This window comes from Streptosporangium brasiliense (genome assembly GCF_030811595.1).
GTDB classification, from domain to species: Bacteria; Actinomycetota; Actinomycetes; order Streptosporangiales; family Streptosporangiaceae; genus Streptosporangium; species Streptosporangium brasiliense.
The window spans coordinates 5,844,608-5,866,839 of sequence record NZ_JAUSRB010000002.1; the positions used below are offsets into that span (position 1 = coordinate 5,844,608).

Annotated in this window: 14 protein-coding genes; 10 read left to right on the forward strand and 4 right to left on the reverse strand. The window is 71.9% G+C overall.

Features of this window, described 5'->3' with window-relative positions; translation table 11 throughout:
- The first annotated feature begins 161 nt into the window (after positions 1–161).
- The 3 genes from J2S55_RS35210 (at position 162) to J2S55_RS35220 (ending at position 2,462) form a co-directional block, all read left to right on the forward strand.
- Positions 162–1,667 carry a golvesin C-terminal-like domain-containing protein gene (locus tag J2S55_RS35210; protein ID WP_306869858.1) on the forward strand — a complete coding sequence of 502 codons (1,506 nt, stop codon included), beginning with the start codon at positions 162–164 and terminating at the stop codon, positions 1,665–1,667.
- Positions 1,668–1,895: 228 nt separating this feature from the next.
- Complete coding sequence (locus tag J2S55_RS35215) at positions 1,896–2,114, forward strand: hypothetical protein (protein ID WP_306869862.1); 219 nt, start codon at positions 1,896–1,898, stop codon at positions 2,112–2,114.
- A 3-nt stretch (positions 2,115–2,117) separates the two neighbouring features.
- Entirely contained in the window at positions 2,118–2,462 is a 345-nt protein-coding gene (locus J2S55_RS35220) for a DUF1036 domain-containing protein (RefSeq protein WP_306869863.1), read from the forward strand.
- 315 nt (positions 2,463–2,777) lie between these two features.
- Here J2S55_RS35220 and J2S55_RS35225 read toward each other — a convergent pair whose 3' ends face one another.
- On the reverse strand, positions 2,778–3,551 hold the full coding sequence (locus J2S55_RS35225) for an NUDIX hydrolase (RefSeq protein ID WP_306869865.1): 774 nt from the start codon (positions 3,549–3,551) through the stop codon (positions 2,778–2,780).
- A 166-nt stretch (positions 3,552–3,717) separates the two neighbouring features.
- Positions 3,718–4,431, reverse strand: a complete 714-nt coding sequence (locus tag J2S55_RS35230; RefSeq protein WP_306869867.1) for a DUF3152 domain-containing protein — start codon at positions 4,429–4,431, stop codon at positions 3,718–3,720.
- Between the two features lie 237 nt (positions 4,432–4,668).
- On the opposite strand from J2S55_RS35230, the gene J2S55_RS35235 reads away from it, so the two are divergent.
- Together J2S55_RS35235 and J2S55_RS35240 are read left to right on the forward strand one after the other, a co-directional pair.
- Positions 4,669–5,724, forward strand: a complete 1,056-nt coding sequence (locus tag J2S55_RS35235; protein ID WP_306869868.1) for a class I SAM-dependent methyltransferase — start codon at positions 4,669–4,671, stop codon at positions 5,722–5,724.
- A 179-nt stretch (positions 5,725–5,903) separates the two neighbouring features.
- Complete coding sequence (locus J2S55_RS35240) at positions 5,904–7,604, forward strand: sensor histidine kinase (RefSeq protein WP_306869871.1); 1,701 nt, start codon at positions 5,904–5,906, stop codon at positions 7,602–7,604.
- Positions 7,605–7,755: 151 nt separating this feature from the next.
- Here J2S55_RS35240 and J2S55_RS35245 read toward each other — a convergent pair whose 3' ends face one another.
- The gene (locus J2S55_RS35245; RefSeq protein ID WP_306869874.1) at positions 7,756–13,659 is read right to left on the reverse strand and encodes an ATP-binding protein; all 5,904 of its coding nucleotides are present in this window, start codon (positions 13,657–13,659) and stop codon (positions 7,756–7,758) included.
- Positions 13,660–13,873: 214 nt separating this feature from the next.
- Complete coding sequence (locus J2S55_RS35250; RefSeq protein ID WP_306869876.1) at positions 13,874–14,836, reverse strand: terpene synthase family protein; 963 nt, start codon at positions 14,834–14,836, stop codon at positions 13,874–13,876.
- Positions 14,837–15,200: 364 nt separating this feature from the next.
- Here J2S55_RS35250 and J2S55_RS35255 point away from each other — a divergent pair, with 364 nt between their 5' ends.
- The 5 genes from J2S55_RS35255 (at position 15,201) to J2S55_RS35275 (ending at position 22,227) form a co-directional block, all read left to right on the forward strand.
- Complete coding sequence (locus tag J2S55_RS35255) at positions 15,201–16,067, forward strand: polyprenyl synthetase family protein (protein ID WP_306869877.1); 867 nt, start codon at positions 15,201–15,203, stop codon at positions 16,065–16,067.
- Positions 15,959–16,249 (forward strand): polyprenyl synthetase family protein, encoded by a 291-nt coding sequence (locus J2S55_RS48420; protein WP_370879727.1) that lies wholly within the window; start codon positions 15,959–15,961, stop codon positions 16,247–16,249. The genes J2S55_RS35255 and J2S55_RS48420 overlap by 109 nt, the downstream gene beginning before the upstream one ends.
- A gap of 307 nt (positions 16,250–16,556) precedes the next feature.
- The gene (locus J2S55_RS35265; RefSeq protein ID WP_370879728.1) at positions 16,557–17,846 is read left to right on the forward strand and encodes a cytochrome P450; all 1,290 of its coding nucleotides are present in this window, start codon (positions 16,557–16,559) and stop codon (positions 17,844–17,846) included.
- Positions 17,847–18,960: 1,114 nt separating this feature from the next.
- Positions 18,961–20,610, forward strand: a complete 1,650-nt coding sequence (locus J2S55_RS35270) for a prenyltransferase/squalene oxidase repeat-containing protein (protein ID WP_306869884.1) — start codon at positions 18,961–18,963, stop codon at positions 20,608–20,610.
- 228 nt (positions 20,611–20,838) lie between these two features.
- On the forward strand, positions 20,839–22,227 hold the full coding sequence (locus tag J2S55_RS35275) for a cytochrome P450 (protein ID WP_306869887.1): 1,389 nt from the start codon (positions 20,839–20,841) through the stop codon (positions 22,225–22,227).
- The last annotated feature ends 5 nt before the right edge of the window (positions 22,228–22,232 follow it).

Genomic DNA, 22,232 nt, shown 5'->3' on the forward strand with positions numbered 1-22,232 from the left:
AAGTGCAATAGTCTTCACGCCGGCCGGATCCGGGCCGCCGTCCCGGCCCGGAGGTGAGGGCGAAAATTTTCATCCAACTCATCGGTAATGTCAATTATCGACATATGTCATTAAACGCCCTTACTGTGCAGCCGTTGGCACCCCCCGATCGAGGAGCGACCATGACGTTCGCCCGGACCCGATTAGCCGCCATCACGACCTGTCTCCTCACCGCCCTCCTGGTCCTCGCCGGCCGCCCGGCGAGCGCCGCTCCGGCCGACCCCCTGGCCGACGCGTTCGCCCGCGCGGCCGCCGCCTACGACGTCCCGCGCGACCTGCTCGTCGCGCTCGCCTACGCCGAGACCCACCTCGACGGGCACGGCGGCAAGCCGAGCGCGAGCGGCGGCTACGGGGTCATGCACCTGGTCAGCAACCCGACCACCCACACCCTGGAGAAGGCGGCCGAGCTCACCGGCGAAGCGGTCAAGAAGCTGCGCACGGACGAGGCGGCCAACGTCCTCGGCGGCGCCGCGGTGCTGCGCTCCCTCGCCGACGGGCTCGGACTCGACGAGGCCGCCCGCAAGGACGCCGGGCGGTGGTACCAGGCCGTGGCCGAGTACGGCAACGCCTCGACCCCCGAGGTCGCCCGGCTGTACGCCGACGCCGTCTACGACCTGCTCGGCAGGGGCATCCAGGCGGCCGGGGTGCAGGTCGCCCCGCAGGAGGTGCAGGCCGACCGGGGCGCCTACGCCCAGGCCCGCGACCTGAGCGCCCAGGCTGCCAGCCCCGACTACCCCAACGCGAGCTGGGTGGCCGCCAGCTCCTCCAACTACACCGCCTCCAGCCGTCCGTCGAGCTACGCGATCGACCGGGTCGTCATCCACGTGACCCAGGGCTCCTACGCCGGCACGATCTCCTGGTTCCAGAACCCCAGTGCGAGCGTCTCGGCGCACTACGTCGTCCGCTCCTCCGACGGCGCCGTCACGCAGATGGTGCGCGACAAGGACGTCGCCTGGCACGCCGGGAACTGGAGCTACAACACCAGGTCCATCGGGATCGAGCACGAGGGCTACGTCAGCGACGCCTCCTGGTTCACCGACGCGATGTACCGCGCCTCGGCGGCGCTGACCCGTTCCATCTGCGACAAGTACGGCATCCCCAAGGACCGCACCCACATCATCGGGCACAACCAGGTGCCGGGCGCCACCCACACCGACCCGGGCCAGTACTGGGACTGGAACAAGTACATGCAGTACGTGACCGGCGGAGGCGGCACCTCCTGGTCCGTCACCGTCGACAACACCACCGCGGGCAAGTTCACGGCCAGCGCGAACTGGGGCACCTCCACCTACTCCGGCCAGCGGTACGGCACGGACTACCGCTTCGCCGACCCGGTGGCGGCCAGCGACCCGGCCTGGTACCGGGCGGCCATCCCCAGCGCGGGCACCTACCGCGTGGAGGCCTGGTACCCGGCCGACCCCGGCTACAACAGCTCCGCGCCGTACATCGTCGCCACCTCCGGCGGCAACCAGACGGTCTACGTCGACCAGCGCTCCGGTGGCGGAGGCTGGCGCAACATCGGCACCTTCTCGCTCAACGCCGGTGACTACAACGTCGTCGGCGTGAGCCGCTGGACCTCCGGTGTCGGCTACGTCATCGCCGACGCCGTGCGGATCACGCGGCTCTGACTCACGACCACGGCCCGCGCCCTGCTCGGGGGCGCGGGCCCCGCCACGGCCCTCCGCCCCATGGCGGAGCGGCCGTGGCCGTCCTGTGACCGAGGCGACCGCGGCCCGTCCGGCGCTCGACCGGGCGGTGCCCCTTCCGCGTCCGCGCCGGCTTTACTCGACTCTTTACACGCCTTGACTGTTACTGTAGGTTTCTGGTCAGTCACTCAACGCGTTCAAAGAATGGAGTTGAGCCACATGCCGGACAACGGCACCGAGCGTCTGCCCGATCCACGGGTGGCGTTCGCGGACACCACAGCGGCCGATACGGGCGAGGTGAGCGCGCGCGTGGGGACGGCGGATCGGATCGCCGTCGCCGCGGGGGCCGACGATCACCTGCCGCCCCTGGCCGACCAGGCGATCGACGACAGGCCGCTGGCCCAGCGGTTCACGGAACCGGAGGAGTAGAGCATGGAGCTGCACTTCCGTAACCGCTACACCTCCAAGGTGTGGGTCGCGATCATGTTCTACAGCCCCGACGGCTGCCGTGACTACGGCCAGTGGGGCACCCGGGGCTGGTGGGCGATCGACCCGGGCGGCGAGGCCCACGTGCTCAACACCAACAACCGCTACGCCGCGTTCTACGCCGAGGCCGCCAACGGGGCCGTCTGGACCGGCCCCTACGGCCCGATCTACGTCTACCAGACCGCGTTCGACTCCTGCCTCAACATCGGCAGCACCGCGGCCAGGACCGTCGGCACCCGCCTGGTCGACATGAACGGCTACTCCCGCTACTACGTCAACCTCACTCCCTGACAGACGCCCCGCACGCGGCCCCCCTCACCGCCCGACGCACGCCTCCGCACGCGGACCCCCTCGCCGCCTGACGCGGACATCCCCACTCGCGGACTCCCTCGCCGCCTGGCCCGGAGGGGCCGCCCCCCGGCCCCTCCGCCCTGAACCTCCCGCCTCCTCAAAACGCCCTTGGGGACTGAGCTTCCGGTGTCCTGCGCGTCCCGGACGCCTGGACGCCCCGCGCGCCCGCGGGCATCCCCGGAACGGGACGCCTCCACCCGCCGTACGGGTGGAGGCGTCCTCTGCCGTGTCCCGCCGGTCCCGGCCCGGCCGCGCTCAGTCCCACTCGTGCAGGGCGAAGGGCCGGCCGGCCGCGACGGCGCGCAGGGCCGCCGCCGGATAGTCGACGGTGTCCTCGGGGATCGCCTCCAGAGGGTGCCAGGCGATCTCGCTGCACCTGTCGGGTTCGGCGTTGTACGGCTCGCCGCTCCAGCGGGCGGCGGCGAAGAAGAGCCCGACCCGTTCGGGCGCCCGGTGCATGGCGTGGACGAAGACAAGGTCGTCCGGCTCGACGGTGACGCCCACCTCCTCGCGGGCCTCGCGGGCCGCGGCGGCCACCGCGGACTCGCCCTCCTCCAGGTGGCCGCTGGGCAGGTGCCACAGGCCGTCGGCGTATCCGGTGCCGGACCGGCGGCCGAGGAGCACGGCGCCGTCGCGGGCGAAGACGACGTGGACGTCGACGATGACGCGGAAGCGGGTCTTCCTCACCTGGTGGGGGAGGGGCCCTCCGCGCCGGTCGAGCGCCTGGGCCCACTTGGCGGCGACGGCCGCCACCTGGACCAGCTCGGTGCGCAGGGCGTCCGGGTCGGTCTCGGCGAAGGCTTCGAGCACCTCCTCCTGGAGGATGTGCCGCCAGGTGAGCCGGCCCTCGCGGGCCGCGGCGGCGACGTCCTCCTTGGCCTTCTCGGCCGCCGCCTCGCCCTCCCGGCCGGTGCCGTCGGCGAGGTCCTGGATGCCCCACATGGCGTCCTGGGCCACCCGCTCGGCGGCGACGTCGGCGAGCACCTTCGCCAGCGAGCCGGGCACTCCGTAGTCACCGTCGGATGTCATCAAGGGTTCCTCTCGTCGGTTCCGCAAGCCGTACGGTAGCCCGGACGGTCCGGCGCGTGGGCTACGTCACCACCTCCGAGACGGCGAACTCGGTCGCCGTCCGGGAGCTGATCGGCGAGCTGCGGGCCCACTGCGCCAGGCGGTCCGCCGTCGCGGGCTGAGCCCCTCAGCGCCGGGGCGACGGCCAGGCGTTGGGGCGGCAGCCGTACAGCGACTTGGTCTGCTGGAGCATGACCGGGGCCCGCCGGCCCGGCCCCGGGCAGGGCTCGTGGCCGTGGCCGAGACCGTGGCCGACCTCGTGGTTGATGACGTATTCGCGGTAGGAGGCGACGTCGCGGCCGTAACCGCGCACGCCGCTGTTCCACCGCACCGCGTTGATGACCGCCCGCCCGCCGTTCCAGCACGACAGCATGCCCATGGTGATCAGCGGCCGGCACCGCCGGTCGGTCATCGCGGGGCTGGACAGCGACACCCTGATCTTCACCGGGCCGCGCTCCACCCGCTGGAACCGGAACCCCCAGCTCCGCCGGTCGTTGAGGATCCGGTGCACCTCGCCGGCGAACTCGTGCGCGTCGAACGGCAGGCCGTGCTCGACCTCGACCATGTACCGGATCACCTTGCCCGTGCGGCCCGCGGGAGGGCGGGCGCCGCCGGGGACGACGGCGTAGCGGCCGCCGGCCGACCCCGGCACCGTCATCCTCGGCGGCTGCCGCCGCCCGTTGGCCAGCAGGAACGTCTGCTCGGGCGCCGGTGACGCCGACGGCTCCGGCGGCGGGGTGGGCGTCACCGAGACCTCGGGCAGGGGGGCCGCCGGCGGTGCGGACCGGTTGGGGTCCGCCGCGGTCCCGCCGGGGTCCGGCGCGAAGTGACCACTCAGCAAGGCACTGCTCCCGACCAGCAGCGAAGCTGAAATACTCAGGGCAAGAACCCACACAACGGATTTAAGGTCACAACGCTTTACGTTCCTGAACATAGGCCGTAAACCTTATTACCTCCATCGCTGTTGTCCGATCGGGTCGGGAGGCCGGGCCGGAGCGGTCGTGATCAGGCGTCGTGACAGCGGATCGCCGGCCGATCTCCACGTCGCCGGTGCCGGACGGCGACGGAAGGGGACAGCATGACGACGCAGACGACGGAGGAGTTCGCCGACCGCCTGCTGCGGTCCGCGCTGGGCGCCATCGAGGTGCTCTCGGTGCATCTGGGGGACCGGCTGGGCTGGTACCGGGCACTGGCCGGGCACGGCCCGGCCACCGCCGCGGAGCTGGTCGCCCGCGCCGGCGGTCACGAGCGATACGCCCGGGAGTGGCTGGAGCAGCAGGCCGCCTGCGGCATCCTGACGGTCGGCGAAGACGGCCGCTTCTCCCTGCCGGCGGGCCCGGCGGAGGTGCTGACCGACGAGTCCAGCCTCGCCTACCTCGCGCCGCTGGCCCGGATGATCGCCGGGGCCGCCGCGCAGACGCCCGCCCTGCTGGAGGCGTACCGCGCCGGCGGCGGCGTCGGCTGGGCCGCCTTCGGGCCGGACATGCGGGAGTCCCAGGCCGATATGAACCGGCCCTGGTTCGAGCACGCGCTCCCCGGCGCCCTCGCCGGGGTGCCCGACCTCGACGCGCTGCTGCGCCGGCCCGGCGCCCGCATCGCCGACGTCGGCTGCGGCGGCGGCTGGTCCACCATCGCCCTGGCCCGGGCCTACCCGCAGGCGGTCGTCGAGGGGATCGACATCGACGGCCCCTCGGTCGAGCTGGCCGTACGCAACGCCGGTGAGGCCGGGGTCGGCGTCGCCTTCCGCCACGGCGACGCGGGCGCGCTCACGCCCGCCGGAGACGGCTACGACGCGGTCTTCGCCTTCGAGTGCCTCCACGACATGCCCCGGCCGGTGGAGACGCTCACCGAGATACGGCGGGCCCTGCGGCCCGGGGGGACGGTCGTCGTCATGGACGAGGCCACCGCGCCCTCCTTCGCCGCGCCCGCCGACGACACCGAGCGGCTGCTGTACGGCTTCAGCCTGCTCATCTGCCTGCCCGACGGCATGTCCCACCAGCCCTCGGCCGGGACCGGCACGGTGATGCGCCCCGACACCCTGCGGCGTTACGCGGCCGAGGCGGGCTTCGGCGACGTGGAGATCCTGCCGATCAGCGACTTCGGGTTCTGGCGCTTCTACCGGCTGCTGCCGTGACCCCCTGACCCGGCGCCCGCCCGCCGCCGCCGGAGACCCGGCCGGGCGGGGGCGGGGAGGCGGGGGAGGCACAAGACATGCCCCGGTGTTACGCCGAGGTGTCGCGGCCGGAAAGACGCGTGACCCTCCTCACCCCGCCGAAGTGGGCATTCACCCGTCCGGAATGCCAAACTCTACGTATGGCGGATATCGATCCCGGGGCGTTGATTCCGCACATGCGGCTGGACGAGCTCCTGTCGGAGCTGCAGGTGCGACTGGAGGCCGTGCTGGCCACCCGGGACCGGGTGCACGCGCTGCTGAACGCGGTCGTGTCGGTGGGCAGTGACCTGGACCTGGAGACGGTGCTGCGCCGGATCGTGGAGACCGCCACCACGCTGGTCGACGCCACCTACGGCGCCCTGGGCGTGATCGGTGAGGAGAACACGCTCGTCCAGTTCGTCCCGGTGGGGCTGACGGACGAGGAGATCGCCAGGATCGAGCACTGGCCGCACGGCCTCGGCCTGCTCGGCCTGCTGATCAAGGAGCCGCAGCCGCTCCGGCTGGCCCACATCAGCGACCACCCCGAATCGTACGGATTCCCGCCCGGCCACCCGCCGATGGGCTCGTTCCTGGGCGTGCCGATCCGGGTGCGCGAGGAGGTGTTCGGCAACCTCTACCTCACCGAGAAGCGCGGGGGAGGGGAGTTCGACGCCGAGGACGAGGCGATCGTCACCGCGCTGGCCACCGCCGCCGGGGTGGCCATCGAGAACGCCCGGCTGTATGCCGACAGCCTGCGGCGTGAGCGGTGGTTGCAGGCCTCGGCGGAGGTCACCACCAGCCTGCTGTCGGGGGCCGAGCCACGGGAGGTGCTCACGCTGATAGCGCGCCGGGCGCGGCAGATGGCCGACGCCGACGTCGTGGCGGTCCTGCTGCCCGACGAGTCCGGGCACGACCTCCAGGTGGTCATCACTGACGGGCCGGCCCGCGAGCAGGTGGCCCATGCCCGGGTGCCGGTGGCCGACTCCCTGGCGGGCCGGGCCTTCGCCAGCGGCGAGCCGCTCATGGTCACCGACCCCGCCGAGGCCGAGGTCCCGGTCGCGATCGCCGAGTACGGCTCGCTCGGCCCGGTGGCCGCCGTGCCGATCGGCGAGGCGCACACCGTGCACGGCGTGCTGTCGCTGGGCAAGCACTCGGGCCGCATCCCGTTCAGCCAGGACGAGCTGCGCATGCTGTACTCCTTCGCCGGACAGGCCGCGATCGCCCTGGAGCTGGCCGAGAGACGGATGGACGCCGAGCGGCTGGGGCTGCTGGAGGACCGCGACCGGATCGCCAAGGACTTGCACGACGTGGTGATCCAGCGGCTGTTCGCCGTCGCCATGACGCTGATGAGCACGGTGCGGCTGGTCGAGCGGCCCGAGGCCTCGACGCGGCTGCAGAACGCCATCGACGAGCTGGACGGCACCATCCGGCAGATCCGCTCGACCATCTTCGCCCTGCAGTCCCCCCGGGAGAGCGGCGCGGCGGGCCTGCGCGCGCGGATCGTGGAGCTGGTGGAGGGCGCACGCGGTCACCTGGGCTTCATGCCGGGACTGACCATGGACGGCCGCCTCGACGGCGGGGTGCCCGCGGAGATCGCCGAGCAACTGCTGGCCGTGCTGCGCGAGGCGCTGTCCAACGTCGTGCGCCACGCCAGGGCGTCCAAGGTGGAGGTGTCGGCCGAGGTGAGCGACGAGCGGCTCGTCCTGGTCGTGGCCGACGACGGCGTCGGGGTGCCCGCGGACGGCCGGCGCAGCGGGCTGCGCAACCTCCAGGAACGGGCCGAACGCCTGGGCGGCCATCTCACGGTCGACGCGCCGCCGCAGGGCGGCACCCGGCTGGTGTGGAGCGTGCCGCTCGGCTGACGCCGGGCCCGGCGGACCCGGACGTCCGGTCGCCGCCTGACAACTCCGACAGAACGCGGGACGACCCCTCAGCCTCCACGCCCCGCCCTGACAGACCACCGACTACGCGGGCGGGCCGGGCGCCCCCGGGAACTCGGCACAGGCTTTGCGCTCAGCCGGTCCGGGCAAGCAGGTCGAGAATCGGCCGCTCATAGAGGATGGCCTCCGACCTGCGTACAAAGTTGAGTGCCGACCGGAGGTGGGAGCCGGCCGCCGCGCGGTCGCCGCGGGCAAGCGCCAGGCGGCCAAGGCACAGGTCGGTAACCGACCATCCGAGCAACCGGCCCTCGTTCACAACGAGCCGGGCGTACAGCGCCGCCGCCTGGGCCGCGGCCGCCGCAGCCTCTGCGACGGCCTCAGCGGTCTCTCCCGGCGGCGCCGTGCTCTGCGAGGCCAGCCGGAAGCAGGCCTCGCTGAGCAGGTCGGGGATGAACCGGTACGCCAGGTCGCCCTCGATGTGCGCGAAGCCGTCCCGTGCCAGCCCGGCGAAGATCTCCGTCGCCTCGTCGCGCCTGCCGAGGTCAAGCAGGGCGGCGCAGCGCAGCACCCGCCACCCGGCCTGGTCCGGCTGGCGCTCCAGGGCCCGCTCGGCGATGGACAGCGCCCCCTCGGCGTCGCCCCGCAGACGCGAGACGACGCAGCGGAACACCTGGGCCCGGACCACTGCGTCATCGCGGCCCAGCGCCCCCTCGGGATGGATCCGCGCGGACTCCTCCGCCTCGGCGAGCGCCCGGTCGAGGTCGCCACCCAGGTACGCGCGGATGGCGGACAGCCACGCGGTGAGGCTGAGCAGGGCCGGCTGCCTGATCCGCCGGGCCGTCTCCGACAACCACTCCAGGAGCGGATCGGCGAGGCCCGTCTCGCCCTGCTTGACGAGCTCGAAGTACTCGGCCTCCCGCGCCAGCCACTCGCCGACCAGGTCACCCGTCCGGCGGGCCACCTCGGCCATCTCGTCGATCGTCGCCTGCCGATCGGCGTGCGTCGCGACCCCGCGCGACAGGATCTCGTAGGCGCTCAGCCCCCGCAGCAGCGACCTGTCGTCCCCCCGCCCGCGCGCGTGCCGTACGGCCTCGGCCGCGAGCGCGCGGCTCTCCTCCACGGGACGGGAGAAGTAGCCTGTGAAGGCGGAAGCCGCGAGGAGCTGGGACCGCCACGGTGAGTCGTCGCCCTGGTGGGCCCGCAGGGCCCGCTCGATCCGCCCGACGAGGGCGCCCCCCTCGGCCCACTCCTCGTACATCGCCCAGGCGAGCGGATCGGAGAACCCGAGGACTGCACGGGCGAGTCGCTCGTCGTCGCCAAGCGCCTCCGCGATCTCGGCGGCCTCCTCCAGCACGGCATGGACCTGTGTGCTCATCCCGGCCGCCGACTGGGCCTCGGCCAGTTCCAGCAGCAGATCGCACCGGAGCGGCTGGTCGGCCACGGGAAGCCGCGCGGTGAGCGCCAGGGCCTGCCGCAGGTGCTCGGCCGCGTCCTCGTAGGCGAACTGGGTCAGGGCATGAGCGGCCGCCTGCCTGGCGTACTCTATGGCCTTGACCGCCATCCCTGCGATGACCAGGCCCTCGCGGTAGTGGTACGCGAGCTCCGCCAGGTGCGTGCCCCGCCGCTCGAGCGCGGCTGCGATCCGTGCGTGCAGGCGGCGCCTGCGCAGTGGGGCGAGTCCGTCGCGCAGCACGTCCCCGACGATGTCGTGAGCGAAGCGGTAGACAAGGTCATGCTCGGTCAGCAGCCGCGCCTGCACGGCCGCATCGAGCACGTCGAGCACCTCCTCGCGCGGCACGCCCACCACGTCGAGCAGCACGTCGAGCTGCGCGTCGCGGCCGAGCAGCGCCGCCGCCGACAGCACGTCGGGAGCGCTCGCCGGCATGGCCGCCATCCGACCGCGCAGCGTGTCGGCGACCGCGCCGGGCGCCCCGTCCCCCAGATGGACGACCTCGCCGAGGAAGAAAGGGTTGCCGCCCGTCAGCCTGGCCACCTCCGCCGCCCTGGTGGCGTCCGCGCCCGCCCCGCGCAGGTACTCGGCGATGGCGTCCTCGTCCAGGCCTCCCAGCACGATCCGCTCGACGTGCGGGAGCCGTGCGAGCGCGGCGAGGGCGCGGGCGAGCGGCGCACCCACCTCGGTGTCACGGTAGGTGGCGATCACCGTCAGCTGTGGACACGACCGACTGGTGGCAAGGAACTCCAGCAGACGCAGGGAGGAGGCATCGGCCCACTGGAGGTCGTCGATGACCACCAGAACCCGGCCGCTTTCGGCAACGAGCCGGACGAACGCGTCGTAGAGTGCGAACTCCCCCGTCGCCCCCACCATCTCCGCCAGTTCCCCCTGCCGCCCGGTGAGTTGCCCGGCGATCTGGACCCAGAGCCAGAACGGCGGCGCGCCCGTGCCGTCCCAGCAGCGCCCGGACACGACCCGGGAGGCGTGCCTGGCCGCGTCCTCCACAAGGCTCGTCTTGCCGATGCCCGGCTCTCCGGCCACGAGCACGATCCGGTGCCCGTCCGCCACGACGGCCCGTCGGAGCACCTCCGACTCGGCGTCGCGGCCGATGAGACGGGTCTTCAGGGCCTCCTGCGAGACGGGGACGGCCACCCGCGGTGTGAGCGTGGGGCGTTGCCCAAGGATCTGCCCCTCCGGTTCACCGGGGCGCGGGTCCGGGCCGGGGCCCGGTTCCTCGCAGGGCCGCCCGCCGGGGGAGACCTCACGTAGCGTGCCGGCCGTCGCTCGGTCCCGCCACCACGTCAGCCCGTTCTGATCCGCCAGCCGGGCCAGGGTCCCGAGGTGCCGGGAGGCGGCGTCGTGGTCGCCCAGGGCGGTGGCGAGCAGGGCCAGATACCAGTCGACGGGTCCCATGCAGATCGCCGCCGAGACCGCGGAGATCCGCCCGGAGTACGGCAGCAGCGCCGAGTAACTCACCTGGCAGGCCGGCACGTCGCCGACCGCGGCCTGCGCTGCGCCCTGCAGGCAGGTCGTGGAGAGCCACGAGAAGTCCAGCGGCGGCGCGGGCCAGCCGTCCGCGGCCAGGGCCCGGGCCTCCTCCACGCGGTCCTGCGCGCACAGCTGCAGCACCCGGGCATCGTGATCCGCACTGGGATGGATGCCGGTGATCGTGTCGATCAGCGGCCCCGCCTCTGCCACGGTGCCCCGGTGGTAGTGCGATATCAACCGCCCGATCGCTGTCACCGCGCCCGCGTACCAGTAGCCGATCCGGGCGGCCTGGCGTTCGGCCTCGCCGTACAGGATCTCGGCGTCGTCGAACCGCCCGGCCAGGACGAGCCGGTTGGTCCGCCAGACGGTGTGCTGGAAGCGCGGCCATGGCAGGGACAGCCGCTCCAGCATCGCGTCACAACGGGCGGCGGCCGCGTCCGCGCCGGCCAGGTCGAACAGCTCCAGCCGGTGGTGGGTGAACATCATCTGGGCCAGCAGCTCGAATCCCGGCGTCCGCGTGCGCAGCGCCAGCTCGTGCAGTTCCCCGGCGAGCTCCAGCAGCTCGGGGATGTGCAACGGCTGCGGCAACGACAGGTGCCGGGCGTTCAACGCCCGCATCAGCAGGTACGGATCACCCAGCCGGCGGGCCATCGCGACGGCCTGCGCGGAGAAGACGTGCGCGCGCGGGTCGCCGGTCCCGTACAGCTCCTGGGCCAATCCGCCCAGGAGCAGGGCCCGCTCGTGCTCGCGACCATCGGGCAGCGTCCGCAGCGCGTCCTCGAACCGCTCCAGCAGCCGCAGCTCCACCGTGGCGTAGGGATCACGCAGCGTCCAGATCGCCGGGGCGTCCAGCGCGGTGAGCACCCGGGCGGTCAGGCCCGGGCCCGCGCCGGCCCGCTCGGCGGCGCGGATCGCCTCCGCGCGGGCCTGCCGCGCGCCGATCGCGTCTCCCGCCTCCAGCAGCGCGCGGACCTGCCGCAGCAGCAGCTCCACGTACTCGGCCGGGCCGCCCCCACAGGCGCTGTGCGCGGCCACCGCCCGGCCCCACCAGGCGGCGCCCTCCTCATAGGCCATCCGCGAGCCGGCCTGCTCCGCGGCGGCGCCCGCCCAGCGCGCGGCCTCGGCGTACGCGGCCGGGCCCGCCTCGACCGCGTGATGGGCGATGACGGTGACGTCCACCCCCGGCCGGCCGGACAGGGCGGTCATGATCGCCTGGTGGATCATCGCCGTCCGCAGCGGCGGGATGCCGTGGACGATGGCCTCCCGGACCAGGTCGTGGGCGAAGGCCATGGAGCCCCCTGCGGGGACGACCAGCCCGGCCTGGGCGGCCCGGTCCAGCGTGCCGTAGACCTCCACCCGCCCGGTCGCGGAGGTCTCGCACACCTCGGCGACCACGTGCGGGTCGAAGGTGCGGCCGATCAGCGCGGCGACCCCCAGAATCTCACCGGCCCGCGCGCCCAGCCTGCCCAGCCACCAGCGGATCAGGTCGGCGACCGCCTCGGGAATCGCCTCCAGGTCCCGTCCCTGGGCCAGCAGCCGGGCGCTTTCCCGGACGAAGAAGGGGTTGCCACCGGTCCGCTCGGACAGGTGCCCGGCGGAGGAGTCGTCCATCTCGGCGCCCATGGCCGAGGCGATCGCCCGCACGTCGTCCACCTCCAGGCCGGTCAGCCGGATACGGAGCAGGTTGTGCCGGGCGAGCTGGCCCAGCAGATCGTCCAAAGTGAGACGGAGCGAGCCGCCGGGGGACGCCGTGCCGTGGATCGCCGTCTCGTGGAAGGCCGTCTCCCGGAACGCGGTGACCAGCGTCAGCGGGGCGTCCGCCGCCTCGCCGCCCATCAGTATGGCGATGTCCCGGAGCAGTTCCAGTGAGGCCGGGTCGGCCCAGTGCAGGTCGTCCAGGACGATGACCAGTGGCTGGGCGCGCGCGGTCGCGGCGAGCCAGCCGGCGACGACCTGGTTGCGGTGGAGCAGCGCCGCCGCGGTGGAGTCGCCGGGCATCTCGTCGTTGAGGACTCCGTCCAGCGCCCGGCGCTCCGGCGGCGGCCAGACCCCGTCCAGTGCCCGCAGCACCTGCAGCCACGGCCACAGGGCCGGGGCTCCCTCCACGTTGTGGCAGCCGCCCCACAGCGTCAGGTAACCGAGGTCGGCGCAGTGGTCGCGGAACGCCTCCAGCAGGCTGGTCTTACCGATGCCCGGCTCACCGCTCACCGCCGCGACGGTCACGCCGTCACGGCCCGCGCGTGCCGGCAGCGCCGTCAGCTCCGCCAGCTGCCGCTCCCGGCCGACCAGGAGCCGCGGCGGCGACTGTGGGATGAGGGCCGGTGCCGCGGGGGTGGCCGGAGGAGGGGCCGCCAGCGAGTCGGAGTGCCGCAGGATGTCGTCCTCCAGCGCCCGCAGCTCCGGGCCGGGATCGAGGCCGAGCTGCTCGGTGAGCAGGCCTCCGGCCCGGCGGAGCACGGCGAGCGCGTCGGCCTGGCGCCCGGTGCGGTACAGCGCCAGGGCCAGCAGGCACCACAGCCGTTCGCGCAACGGGTTGGCGGCCGTCTCGGCCTCCAGGTCGATGATCACCGCTTGCGGGCGGTCGAGGTCCAGCAGGGCCTGAGCGCGCCGCTCGATCGCGACCAGGCGCAGCTCCCGCAGGCGGCCGGCGTCCGTGACGGCCCAGGCCTCGTCGCGGAACGGGCCGTACGGCTCGCCGAGCCACAGCCGCAGCGCCTCGTTCAGGGTGGCCAGCGCCTTGCCGGGTGGAGCGGACTCCGCGCCGGCGACGAGGTCGGTGAACCGGATCGCGTCGACGTTCCGGGTGGCCAGCAGGTAGCCGGGAGGCCGGCCGATGAGCAGCCGGGGCGGGGTGCGGGGGGTGCGGCCGGGCTCCAGGAGCCGGCGTAGGTTCGACACATACGACTGCAGACTGGACAGGGCACTGGGCGGCGGCGACGCGCCGTACAGGTCGTCGATCAGCGTGTCCGCGGACACCACCGCCCCGGCCGCGAGCAGCAGCCGGGCCAGCACGGCGCTGGGGCGCGGGCCGCCGAGGCCGAGTCGGACTCCGTCGTCGTCGTAGGCCTCCACGGCGCCCAGAACCCGAAACTCCACCCCAACCACCTACGATCTCAGCAAGCAGGTCGCGATGAAGATATCCAGCCGTCCGAAATCTGGGCAACCAACCCCTCTGGTGTCTGATGTTCTACTTGCGTGGTCTGGTCAGTTTAAGGAAGGCCCTAAACCGTGCCGCGGTCGAGCAGGTCCCACCACCAGGTGATCGCCGGGATGGGGAGGGGGTTCGCCGCCGCGATCGGTGGTGTGTCGGTCAGGCTTGAGGTGATGTGGATCGCGCCGGGGGGGGGTTGGTGTAGCGCGCGGTGGTGAGCCCGATGTCGATGGTGGCACGGATGCAGGTGCCCAGGGCGTTGACGTAGTGGCGCAGCGGGGCGCCGGCGGTGGGCAGCACCTGCTCGCGCAGCCGGATGAACAGGTGCGTCGTGTGGTCGCGCAGCCGGGTGGCTTCTTCCAGGGCCTGGTCGCGGGTGTGGCCGTACAGATCCATGAGCACGTCGACGAGGTTGGTGGCGATGCCCGGCCGGGTATCAGGGGTCTGTTGCGCGTACCAGAACTCTTTGCCGTACGAGGCCAGGTCGTTGTCCCGGCCGGCGGTGAGGCACGCGGCCTCGGTGAGCGCGCGCACCTTCGGGCTGTTCAGTTCGCCGGCGGGCACCTCCTCCTCTTCCATCATCGCGGCGAAGGGGAGGCCGGCGCAGGTGCCCAGGCGCATGACCGTGTAGTCGTTGAGGCTCAGTGGGGTCCCGGACGACTGGGCGGCGATCTGCCACGCCACGCCGAGCAGCCATGTGCGGTGCCCTTCTATCCAGCGCCGGACCTGGGCCGGGGTCGCGCAGCGCCGGACGCGCAGGGCGAGATCGCGGATGGGGGCGGTGAAGGGGTTGGCCGGGTCCGTGGTCGCGCCGTCGGGGGCTTCGAACAGGTGCATGATGCGGGCGGCGGCGGCGACGAAGGCGTCAGTGTTCGTGCTGCTCTCGCCCGTGTCGCAGAACAGGTCGTCGAAGACGAACATCAGGTAGGTCCAGTCCGTGGCGACCTGCAGGCGCTCAGGACTGGCGTGGGGCATGGCCTGGGCGCACCACTCCGCCGAGTCGGTTCCCGCGACCCGGAGCCGGGCGGCGTCATCGGGGCAGAATCCGTTTTCCCCGATCCAGTTCAGGCCGCGGCGCCTGCACTCTTCGAAGTTGTCATTGATCTTCGGGGGATCGGGCAATAGGCGGGCGGCAGGTCAATGCGCAACGGGGTTGTGATGGTCATGAAAACTCCTCGCGACTATTGGTGCGGGCAGGATTGTCAAGCTATATATGGGTCTCATTGATGCCTCGGATTCTGCTAGGACCAGGGTGCGTTCCGGCCTTGTCGTCCGTTTGTGGCTGCTACGGACTGACTTGTGATGGGGTCAAGTTCGCCCTGAACGACCTGACGCCGCGTTTGACGGCCCTCAAGAAAGAATTACGGAGGCTCGGGCGGCGACAGGTGGGCTTTGCGCGATTCACAAGGGTGACGGGCCACGCTGGCCGAGTCCGGATCGCCTGCTTCCGCATTTCGGGCGGAGCTACTCCTGAAGGAGAATTCCGATGCCGAGTGAGCTGAGCGGTGCATTGCCGAAAAGATCTCTGACCGGAGCGTTCTCCCACCGACCGGCTGACTCACCTGATGCGGTCAGGTCCGGAACGCGGGCCGGCACGGTTGAGTCACCCCTGCGGTCGCTTGCGGAGGCGGAGGCGTTGGTGCGGCCGGCGCTGCGCCAAGCGGTCGCGGAGCTGCCGGATCCGGAGCGCCGCGTGGCCGAGTACCACTTCGGATGGGCGGATGAGCCGGGGACGGATGGGGTCGCGTCCGGGGGGGAAGGCAAGGCGCTGCGCTCGGCACTGGTGCTGGGCGCGGCGCGCGCCGTGGGCGGGGATGTGCGGTGCGCGGTCCCCGGGGCCGTAGCGGTGGAGCTGGTGCACAACTTCTCACTGCTGCATGACGACGTGATGGATGCGGATCGGATGCGCAGGCACCGGTCGGCGGCGTGGGTGCGCTTCGGCATCGGGGCAGCGGTGCTCGCCGGGGACGCGCTGCAGGTTCTCGCGCTTCAGGTACTGGCCGGCACGGGGAACCCGGCCCTGACCGACGTGCTGATCGCCACCATGGCGGATCTCATGCGCGGACAGAGCGATGACCTCGCCTTCGAGGCCCGAGACGGCGTCACCGCGGCGGAGTATCACTCGATGGCCGAGCTCAAGACCGGTGCTCTGCTCGGCGGCGCGTGCATGCTCGGCGCTCTGCTGGGGGGGGCTCGTCACCGGGACGGGCGCGGGAGCTCGGCCGCTTCGGACGCCACCTCGGCGTGGCGTTCCAGTGCGCCGACGACAGCCTGGGCATCTGGGGGCGACCGGACCGGACGGGCAAGCCCGTGGGGGCGGACATCGCCGCACGCAAGAAGACGCTGCCGGTGATCATGGCGCTGGCTGGTGCGGGCGAGGCGGGCCGGCGTCTCGCCGCGCTGTACCGCCGGGCGGAGCCCCCCCGGCCAGGAAGAACGCACCCTGATGACCGCCCTGATCGAGGCGGCGGGGGGTCGGGCGGCGGTGGAGGCGGAGGGCCGGCGCCAGATCACACTGGCTCTGGCATGCCTTGATCGTGCCGGGCCGCAGCAGGCAGCGCGTGACGATCTCGCCATGATCGCCGAATGGGCGATGCGTCGCGACCGATGAGCGGGTGCCGCGGTTGTCCGCCGTACGCCCTGCTCCCGGGCCGAGACAGGAGACCGCCTTGATGTCCGCCCGGATTCCCCAAAAGCACTCACAGTGTCCAGACATCATGTGCACCGCTCGAGACAGGAGATAGTTGCGATGTCCGTTCAGACCGGCCGTGGCGCCGGATCGGCACGACAGGCCACCGTCATTCCCCTACGCCGTTTGCTGCCGATGCTCGCACGAGGTCCGGTGAACGCGTTCGCGGAAGTCGGCAGGCAGGCCCGCGGGCAGGTGGTCCGGCTCGACCTGGGGCCGTTCCGTCCTTATCTGGTAACCCACCCCGAACACGTCCAGCACGTGATGCGCAACAACTGGACGAACTATTTGCGGGTGGGCGAGATCTGGGATCCCATGCAACGGTTCCTCGGTACCACTCTCGCCGCCGAGGGGCCGGACTGGGAGTCCAGCCGGAAGGCTCTTCACCCCATGTTCACGGCGAGGCATGTCACGTCGCTCACCGGGGAACTGGCCGATGTGATCGCGGAACGCGTTGACCTGCTGGACGAGTTCGCCCGGTCGGGACGGTCGATAGACGCGACCGCGACGATGGCCGACATCGTGGTCGCGGTGAACACCACATTCTTCTTCGGGGAGAAGGGCTCTCTTGAGGACGGAGAACGGCTGGTCCGGGCATTTGACACGGCTATCAAGTGCTCAAGCATCCGCACGATCATGCCGTCCGTGCCCGCCTCCGTCCCGCTGCCCGGTGACCGTGCCTTCGCGAACGCCGTCAAGACCATCGACGAGGTGGTGTATCCGCTGATCCGCAAAGCCCGCGCCGCCTCCGAAGACAGCCACGATGTGGTCTCCGCGCTGTGCCGGGCGCGCGGCGAGGGCCATGACGGTGACCGGAAGGTCCGTGACGACCTGGTCGCCGCCCTCGTGGCCGGCACCGACACGACGACGCATACCCTGGCCTGGGTGTGGCCGGTGCTCCAGGCCCATCCGCAGGTGGCGATCCGGCTCTACGACGAGGTCGACCAGGTCGTCGGCGCCGGGCCGGTCCGCCCGTCGCACATCCCGGAACTGCGCTACACCAAGATGGTCCTGCAGGAGGTGCTTCGGCTGTATCCGTCGGCCTGGATCCTGCCGCGGGTCACCGGCGCCTCCGAGGAGATCGGCGGAGTGCCCATCGACGCCGGATCGACGGTGTTCGTCTCCCCCTATGCCACGCACCGGCTGGACGAGTTCTGGGACCGCCCGCTCGACTTCGACCCCGAGCGCTTCTCCCCGGACATCGACACGCGCCGGCACCGATACTCCTACTTCCCCTTCGGCGGCGGCCCCCACCAGTGCCTCGGCCAGCACCTGTTCTACATCGTCTCCCTGCTCACCATCGCCACCATCGTGAGCCGGTTCCGGCCACGGGTGCGCAACCCGGGACCGTTCACCCCCTTTCCCGGTGTGGCGTTGCGTCCCAAGCAGAAGATAGAGCTGGGCCTCGTGCCGGTGGAGCGCTCCCGGCACACGGCGCGGTGACGGCCCTCGCGCTTGGCGGCACCGCTGATCGGCACCCTCCCGGCGCGTTCGGGGTGCCCACGCCGAACGTGTTGTTGAGGTGCAGCCGCCGATCGAGGGCCGGGACGTCGGGTCCGACCGAGCCCTGTTCGACTGCGTCCGGGCCGCCGGGTGACGGTCCCGCATCCGGCCGGCATCGATCACGTCGTCGTTGCAAAAACGAGAAGTTGTGCACAGGCGACAGGCGGTGCCCCCGGAACCGCAGGGTGCATGTCCCGGCAGCCTGGGCCGCGTTCAGCACCGGCGCCGGGCGTGGCACCATTCTCCCCGTGGAACGGCTCGGCCTGATATGCGGAGCGGAGTGATCCGGACCCGGTCAAGGCGACGGATCGTCCTTGTGGGCCCCTTGTGGTGGCCGGTGAACCACTTGTGGTCCCCATCGAGGACGAGTGGGGACATGCGCACACTCCCGCACCGTGTCTCCCCGACCATGGATGATCGCCCTGATCGACGACTTCGTCGGTCGCGCATGCTGGGCAACCATCGGAAGAGGTTCTGATCTTCTTCGGCTGCAAGTGCCTCCGAAGGGTTCTGCAAAGTTCGCAGGGCAGCGTGGCGCACGTGCCGAAATGCCCGGTGTCCGCGTTGAGAAGCGGACCGCCCTTGAAGGAGATCGCGATGGCAGCCGAGCTCGGGAGAACGCCGGAACCGGATGTCAGGGACGAGGGTTGGCTGAATCCGCGCTGGTCCGGTCCCGACACCCCCTGTACGGGGCCGCTGTGCTGCCTGACCGTGGTCAACTGCGCCCCGTGGCTGTCTGCCTCCACCTGCCTTCCGGTGGCCCGGACCGCGGCCTGGCTGCTCGCCCTCGACGAATGGTCGGACGGCCCGTGCCACGGCTCCGACGCCGTGGAGGACGGGGTGACCCGCTATCTCACGGTCGTGGAGGGAGCGGCGCCCGACTCCGCCGATCCGCCGGCGGTCTCGCTCGATACTCGCGATCCACCTGCCCAGGGAGGCCGCGGGTCCACCCATGTGCCGCCCCGGGAGCCGCGGTCCGCCCGGACGGGATCCGCACCGCGGCCGCCGAAGCGCGGTCGACGAAGACCATGACGGATTCGAACAAGGGAAGCTCATGTCCGATCACGCATTCTCGGCTCCCGGTTCTCCTCTCCCGCCGTCCGCCGCCGACGCCGTGCTGGCCGGCCTGACGGACAACCCCCTGGGCGAGACATCGCCGTCGATCTACGACACCGGCCGGGTGGTCACGCTGACACCCTGGCTGCCGGGCCTCGACGGCAGGCTGAAGTTCCTGCTGGACAGCCAGCGGCCGGATGGTGTCTGGGGCGCGACCGGCGGGTACGCCGTTCTGCCGACGCTGAGCGCGACGGAGGCCCTGCTGACCGTCCTGCGCCGCCGCGACTCATCCGCCGTCCCCCCGGGCAGGCTGGCGGCCGCCGCGGGACGCGGCCTGTCGGCCATCTGGGGGCTGACCCACCGCAACGACCCCGCGCGCCTTCCCGACGTCGTTGCCGCGGAGCTCATCGCGCCCGCGCTGGTGGCGGAGGTGAACGCACATCTCGACCGGCTGTCCGAGGAGCCGATCACGGGCCTTGACGCGTGGGGCTCCGGCGGGCGGCTGCCGCTGCCCCCGGGCTCCGATCCCTCGGCACTGGCCCGGGCCCGGGAGCACCTGCGCGTGAGCGGGGACGTCCAGGCCAAGCTGTGGTATTCGCTGGAGGTCATGGGCGCTGCCGCCCGTGGCACGCGGGCGAGGCCCGTCGACGGCGCCCTCGCCTGCTCCGTGTCCGCCACGGCGGCGTGGCTGGGCCACCCTCCGATCGCCGAGCCGGCTTCGATCGCCTTCCTCCAGGCGACGGCCGCGGCGTACGGAGGAGCCGTGCCGGGCACGTTCCCGCTGTATGGGTTCGAGCGGACCTGGGCCATCGGCGCCCTCGTCCGAGTGGGCATCGACGTGCGCGTTCCGCCGTCGCTCATCGAGGATCTGGAGCAGAGCCTCGCCGCGGGCGCCGTAGGAGGGGCGCCGGGCCTGCCCCCCGACGCCGACAGCACCAGCGCCGGGTTCGCCACCCTGGCCCGGCTCGGCCGCCCGCGGACCCCGGACTGCCTGTGGGAGTTCGAGCTCGACGACCACTTCTGCTGCTGGCAGGGGGAGCGCACCCCGTCCCCGACGGCCAACGCCCACGTGCTGGAGGCGTTCGCAGAGCACATCGCGCGCAACGCCGGCGACTCCGGTCGCCACCGGGCCGCCGTGAGGAAGATCGTCCGCTGGCTGGCCGGCGTGCAGCTCGAAAACGGGTCCTGGGCGGACAAGTGGCACGCCTCTCCCTACTACGCGACGTCACACTGCTCCCTGGCCCTGGACCTGGTGGCGGACCCGGGTGCGGAGCGCGCGGTGCGCCGGGCGGTGGAGTGGACGCTTGCCACCCAGAACGCCGACGGGTCCTGGGGGATATGGGGCGGCACCAGCGAGGAGACCGCGTACGCGATCCATGTCCTGCTGCACACCGCGCCCGGACGGAGCGACCCCCGGTCGGGGCGGGCAGCCGCCCGCGGCCGGGAATTCCTGCTGTCGCAGGACCCCGAACGGCATCCGCCGCTGTGGCACCAGAAGGATCTCTTCGCGCCCGCGGCCGTCTGCCGGGCCGTACGCCTGGCGGCTCTCCGTCTCACCGACAGTCACACAGCGCCCACCGCGGACGCCGGGAAGGGCCCTGGACACGGTTCCGCCGATCATCGGAGGCAAATGAGAGCGGGCCGCTGACCGGGTGTCCGCAACCGCCGCACGTGCTCTTACGTGGCTCCACGTCGCCGGCGAAAGCGATCAGGAGAATGACCCGTTCGCGATCGCGGCCAGGATCACCCGATCGTCCACGCGCCGCCGCCTGGCACTGATCGAACAGATACGGACCTGCGAAGTCGTGCTGGGCGGCCCTGGGCGCGGCAACTCGTAGTCCACAACACGCATCGCCCGAGACAGGAGACAGCCGCAATGCCCGTCCGGATCAGCTACAACGATGCCGAGCCGGCCCGTCAGGCCGACACCGTCCCCTTCTACCGTGTGCTGCCGATGCTCGCACGGGGTCCGGTGGACGCGCTCGCGGAACTCGGCAGGCAGGCACGCGGGGAAGCCCTGCGGCTGGACCTGGGGCCGTTCCGCCCCTACCTGCTGACCCATCCCGAGCACGTCCAGCGGGTACTGCGCGGCAACTCGGCGAACTACGTACGCGAAGGCATGCTCTGGAAGCCGCTGCGGCGTCTTTTCGGCACCGACGGCATCCTCGGTGAGGGGCCTGCCTGGAAGTCCAGCCGCACGATCCTGCAGCCCCTGTTCACCGCGAGGTACGTCGCGTCGCTCGCCGAGCAGATGGCGGACGCGATCGCGGAGCGGATCGACGGACTGGACGAGTTCGCCCGGTCGGGACGGTCGATCGACGCCGCCGAGGAGATGACCGACATCGTGATGCATGCCACCGCCAGAGTTCTGTTCGGAGACAAGATCTCTCCTGCGGACGGGCGACGGCTCGCTCCGACGTTTGACACGCTCGCCGCGTCCATGGGCTTCCGCATGCTCATGCCGTTCATGCCCTACTCCGTCCCGCTGCCGGGCGATCGGGCGTTCATGAACGCCGTCAAGGCGATCGACGAGGTGGTGTATCCGCTGATCCGCAAGGCTCGGGCCCAGCCCGACGACGGTTCCGACATCATCTCCGCCCTGTGCCGGGCCCACGACGAGGACCAGGCCGGGGACCGGCAGGTCCGTGACGACCTCGTCAGCATCTTCCTGGCGTCGACCGACACCACGGCGATGAGCCTGACCTGGTTGTGGCCGGTGCTCCACGCCCATCCGGCCGTGGCCGCCCGGCTCTACGACGAGGTCGACCGCGTGGTCGGCGCCGGACCGGCCCGTCCGTCACACGTCCCGGAACTGCGCTACACCAAGATGGTCCTGCAGGAACTGATACGCCTGCATCCGCCGGGCTGGGTCATGCCGCGGATGGCCGTCGTGTCCGATGATATCGGCGGAGTGCGGATCAAAGCCGGCTCGATAGTGGTGACCAGCCCTTATGCCACGCATCGGCTGGACGAGTTCTGGGAGCGTCCGCTCGACTTCGACCCGGAACGCTTCTCACCGGACATCGCCGAACGCCGGCACCGATACTCCTACTTCCCCTTCGGGGGCGGTCCCCACCAGTGCCTCGGCCAGTACCTGTTCTACATCGAGGCGCCGCTCGCCGTCGCCACCATTTTGAGCCGCTTCCGGCCGGTGGTGCGTAACCCGGGACCGTTCACCCCCTTGCCAAGCGTGGCGTTGCGTCCCAAGCAGAAGATAGAGCTGGGCCTCGTGCCCGTCGAACGCACCCCACCCAGGCCGCGGTGACGGTT

Bases quoted from the DNA above. Each gene is read 5' to 3' on its own strand.
- J2S55_RS35210 (WP_306869858.1), top strand. From the start codon at position 162: ATGACGTTCGCCCGGACCCGATTAGCCGCCATCACGACCTGTCTCCTC.
- J2S55_RS35220 (WP_306869863.1), top strand. From the start codon at position 2,118: ATGGAGCTGCACTTCCGTAACCGCTACACCTCCAAGGTGTGGGTCGCG.
- J2S55_RS35225 (WP_306869865.1), bottom strand. From the start codon at position 3,551: ATGACATCCGACGGTGACTACGGAGTGCCCGGCTCGCTGGCGAAGGTG.
- J2S55_RS35235 (WP_306869868.1), top strand. From the start codon at position 4,669: ATGACGACGCAGACGACGGAGGAGTTCGCCGACCGCCTGCTGCGGTCC.
- J2S55_RS35240 (WP_306869871.1), top strand. From the start codon at position 5,904: ATGGCGGATATCGATCCCGGGGCGTTGATTCCGCACATGCGGCTGGAC.
- J2S55_RS35255 (WP_306869877.1), top strand. From the start codon at position 15,201: ATGCCGAGTGAGCTGAGCGGTGCATTGCCGAAAAGATCTCTGACCGGA.
- J2S55_RS35270 (WP_306869884.1), top strand. From the start codon at position 18,961: ATGTCCGATCACGCATTCTCGGCTCCCGGTTCTCCTCTCCCGCCGTCC.
- J2S55_RS35275 (WP_306869887.1), top strand. From the start codon at position 20,839: ATGCCCGTCCGGATCAGCTACAACGATGCCGAGCCGGCCCGTCAGGCC.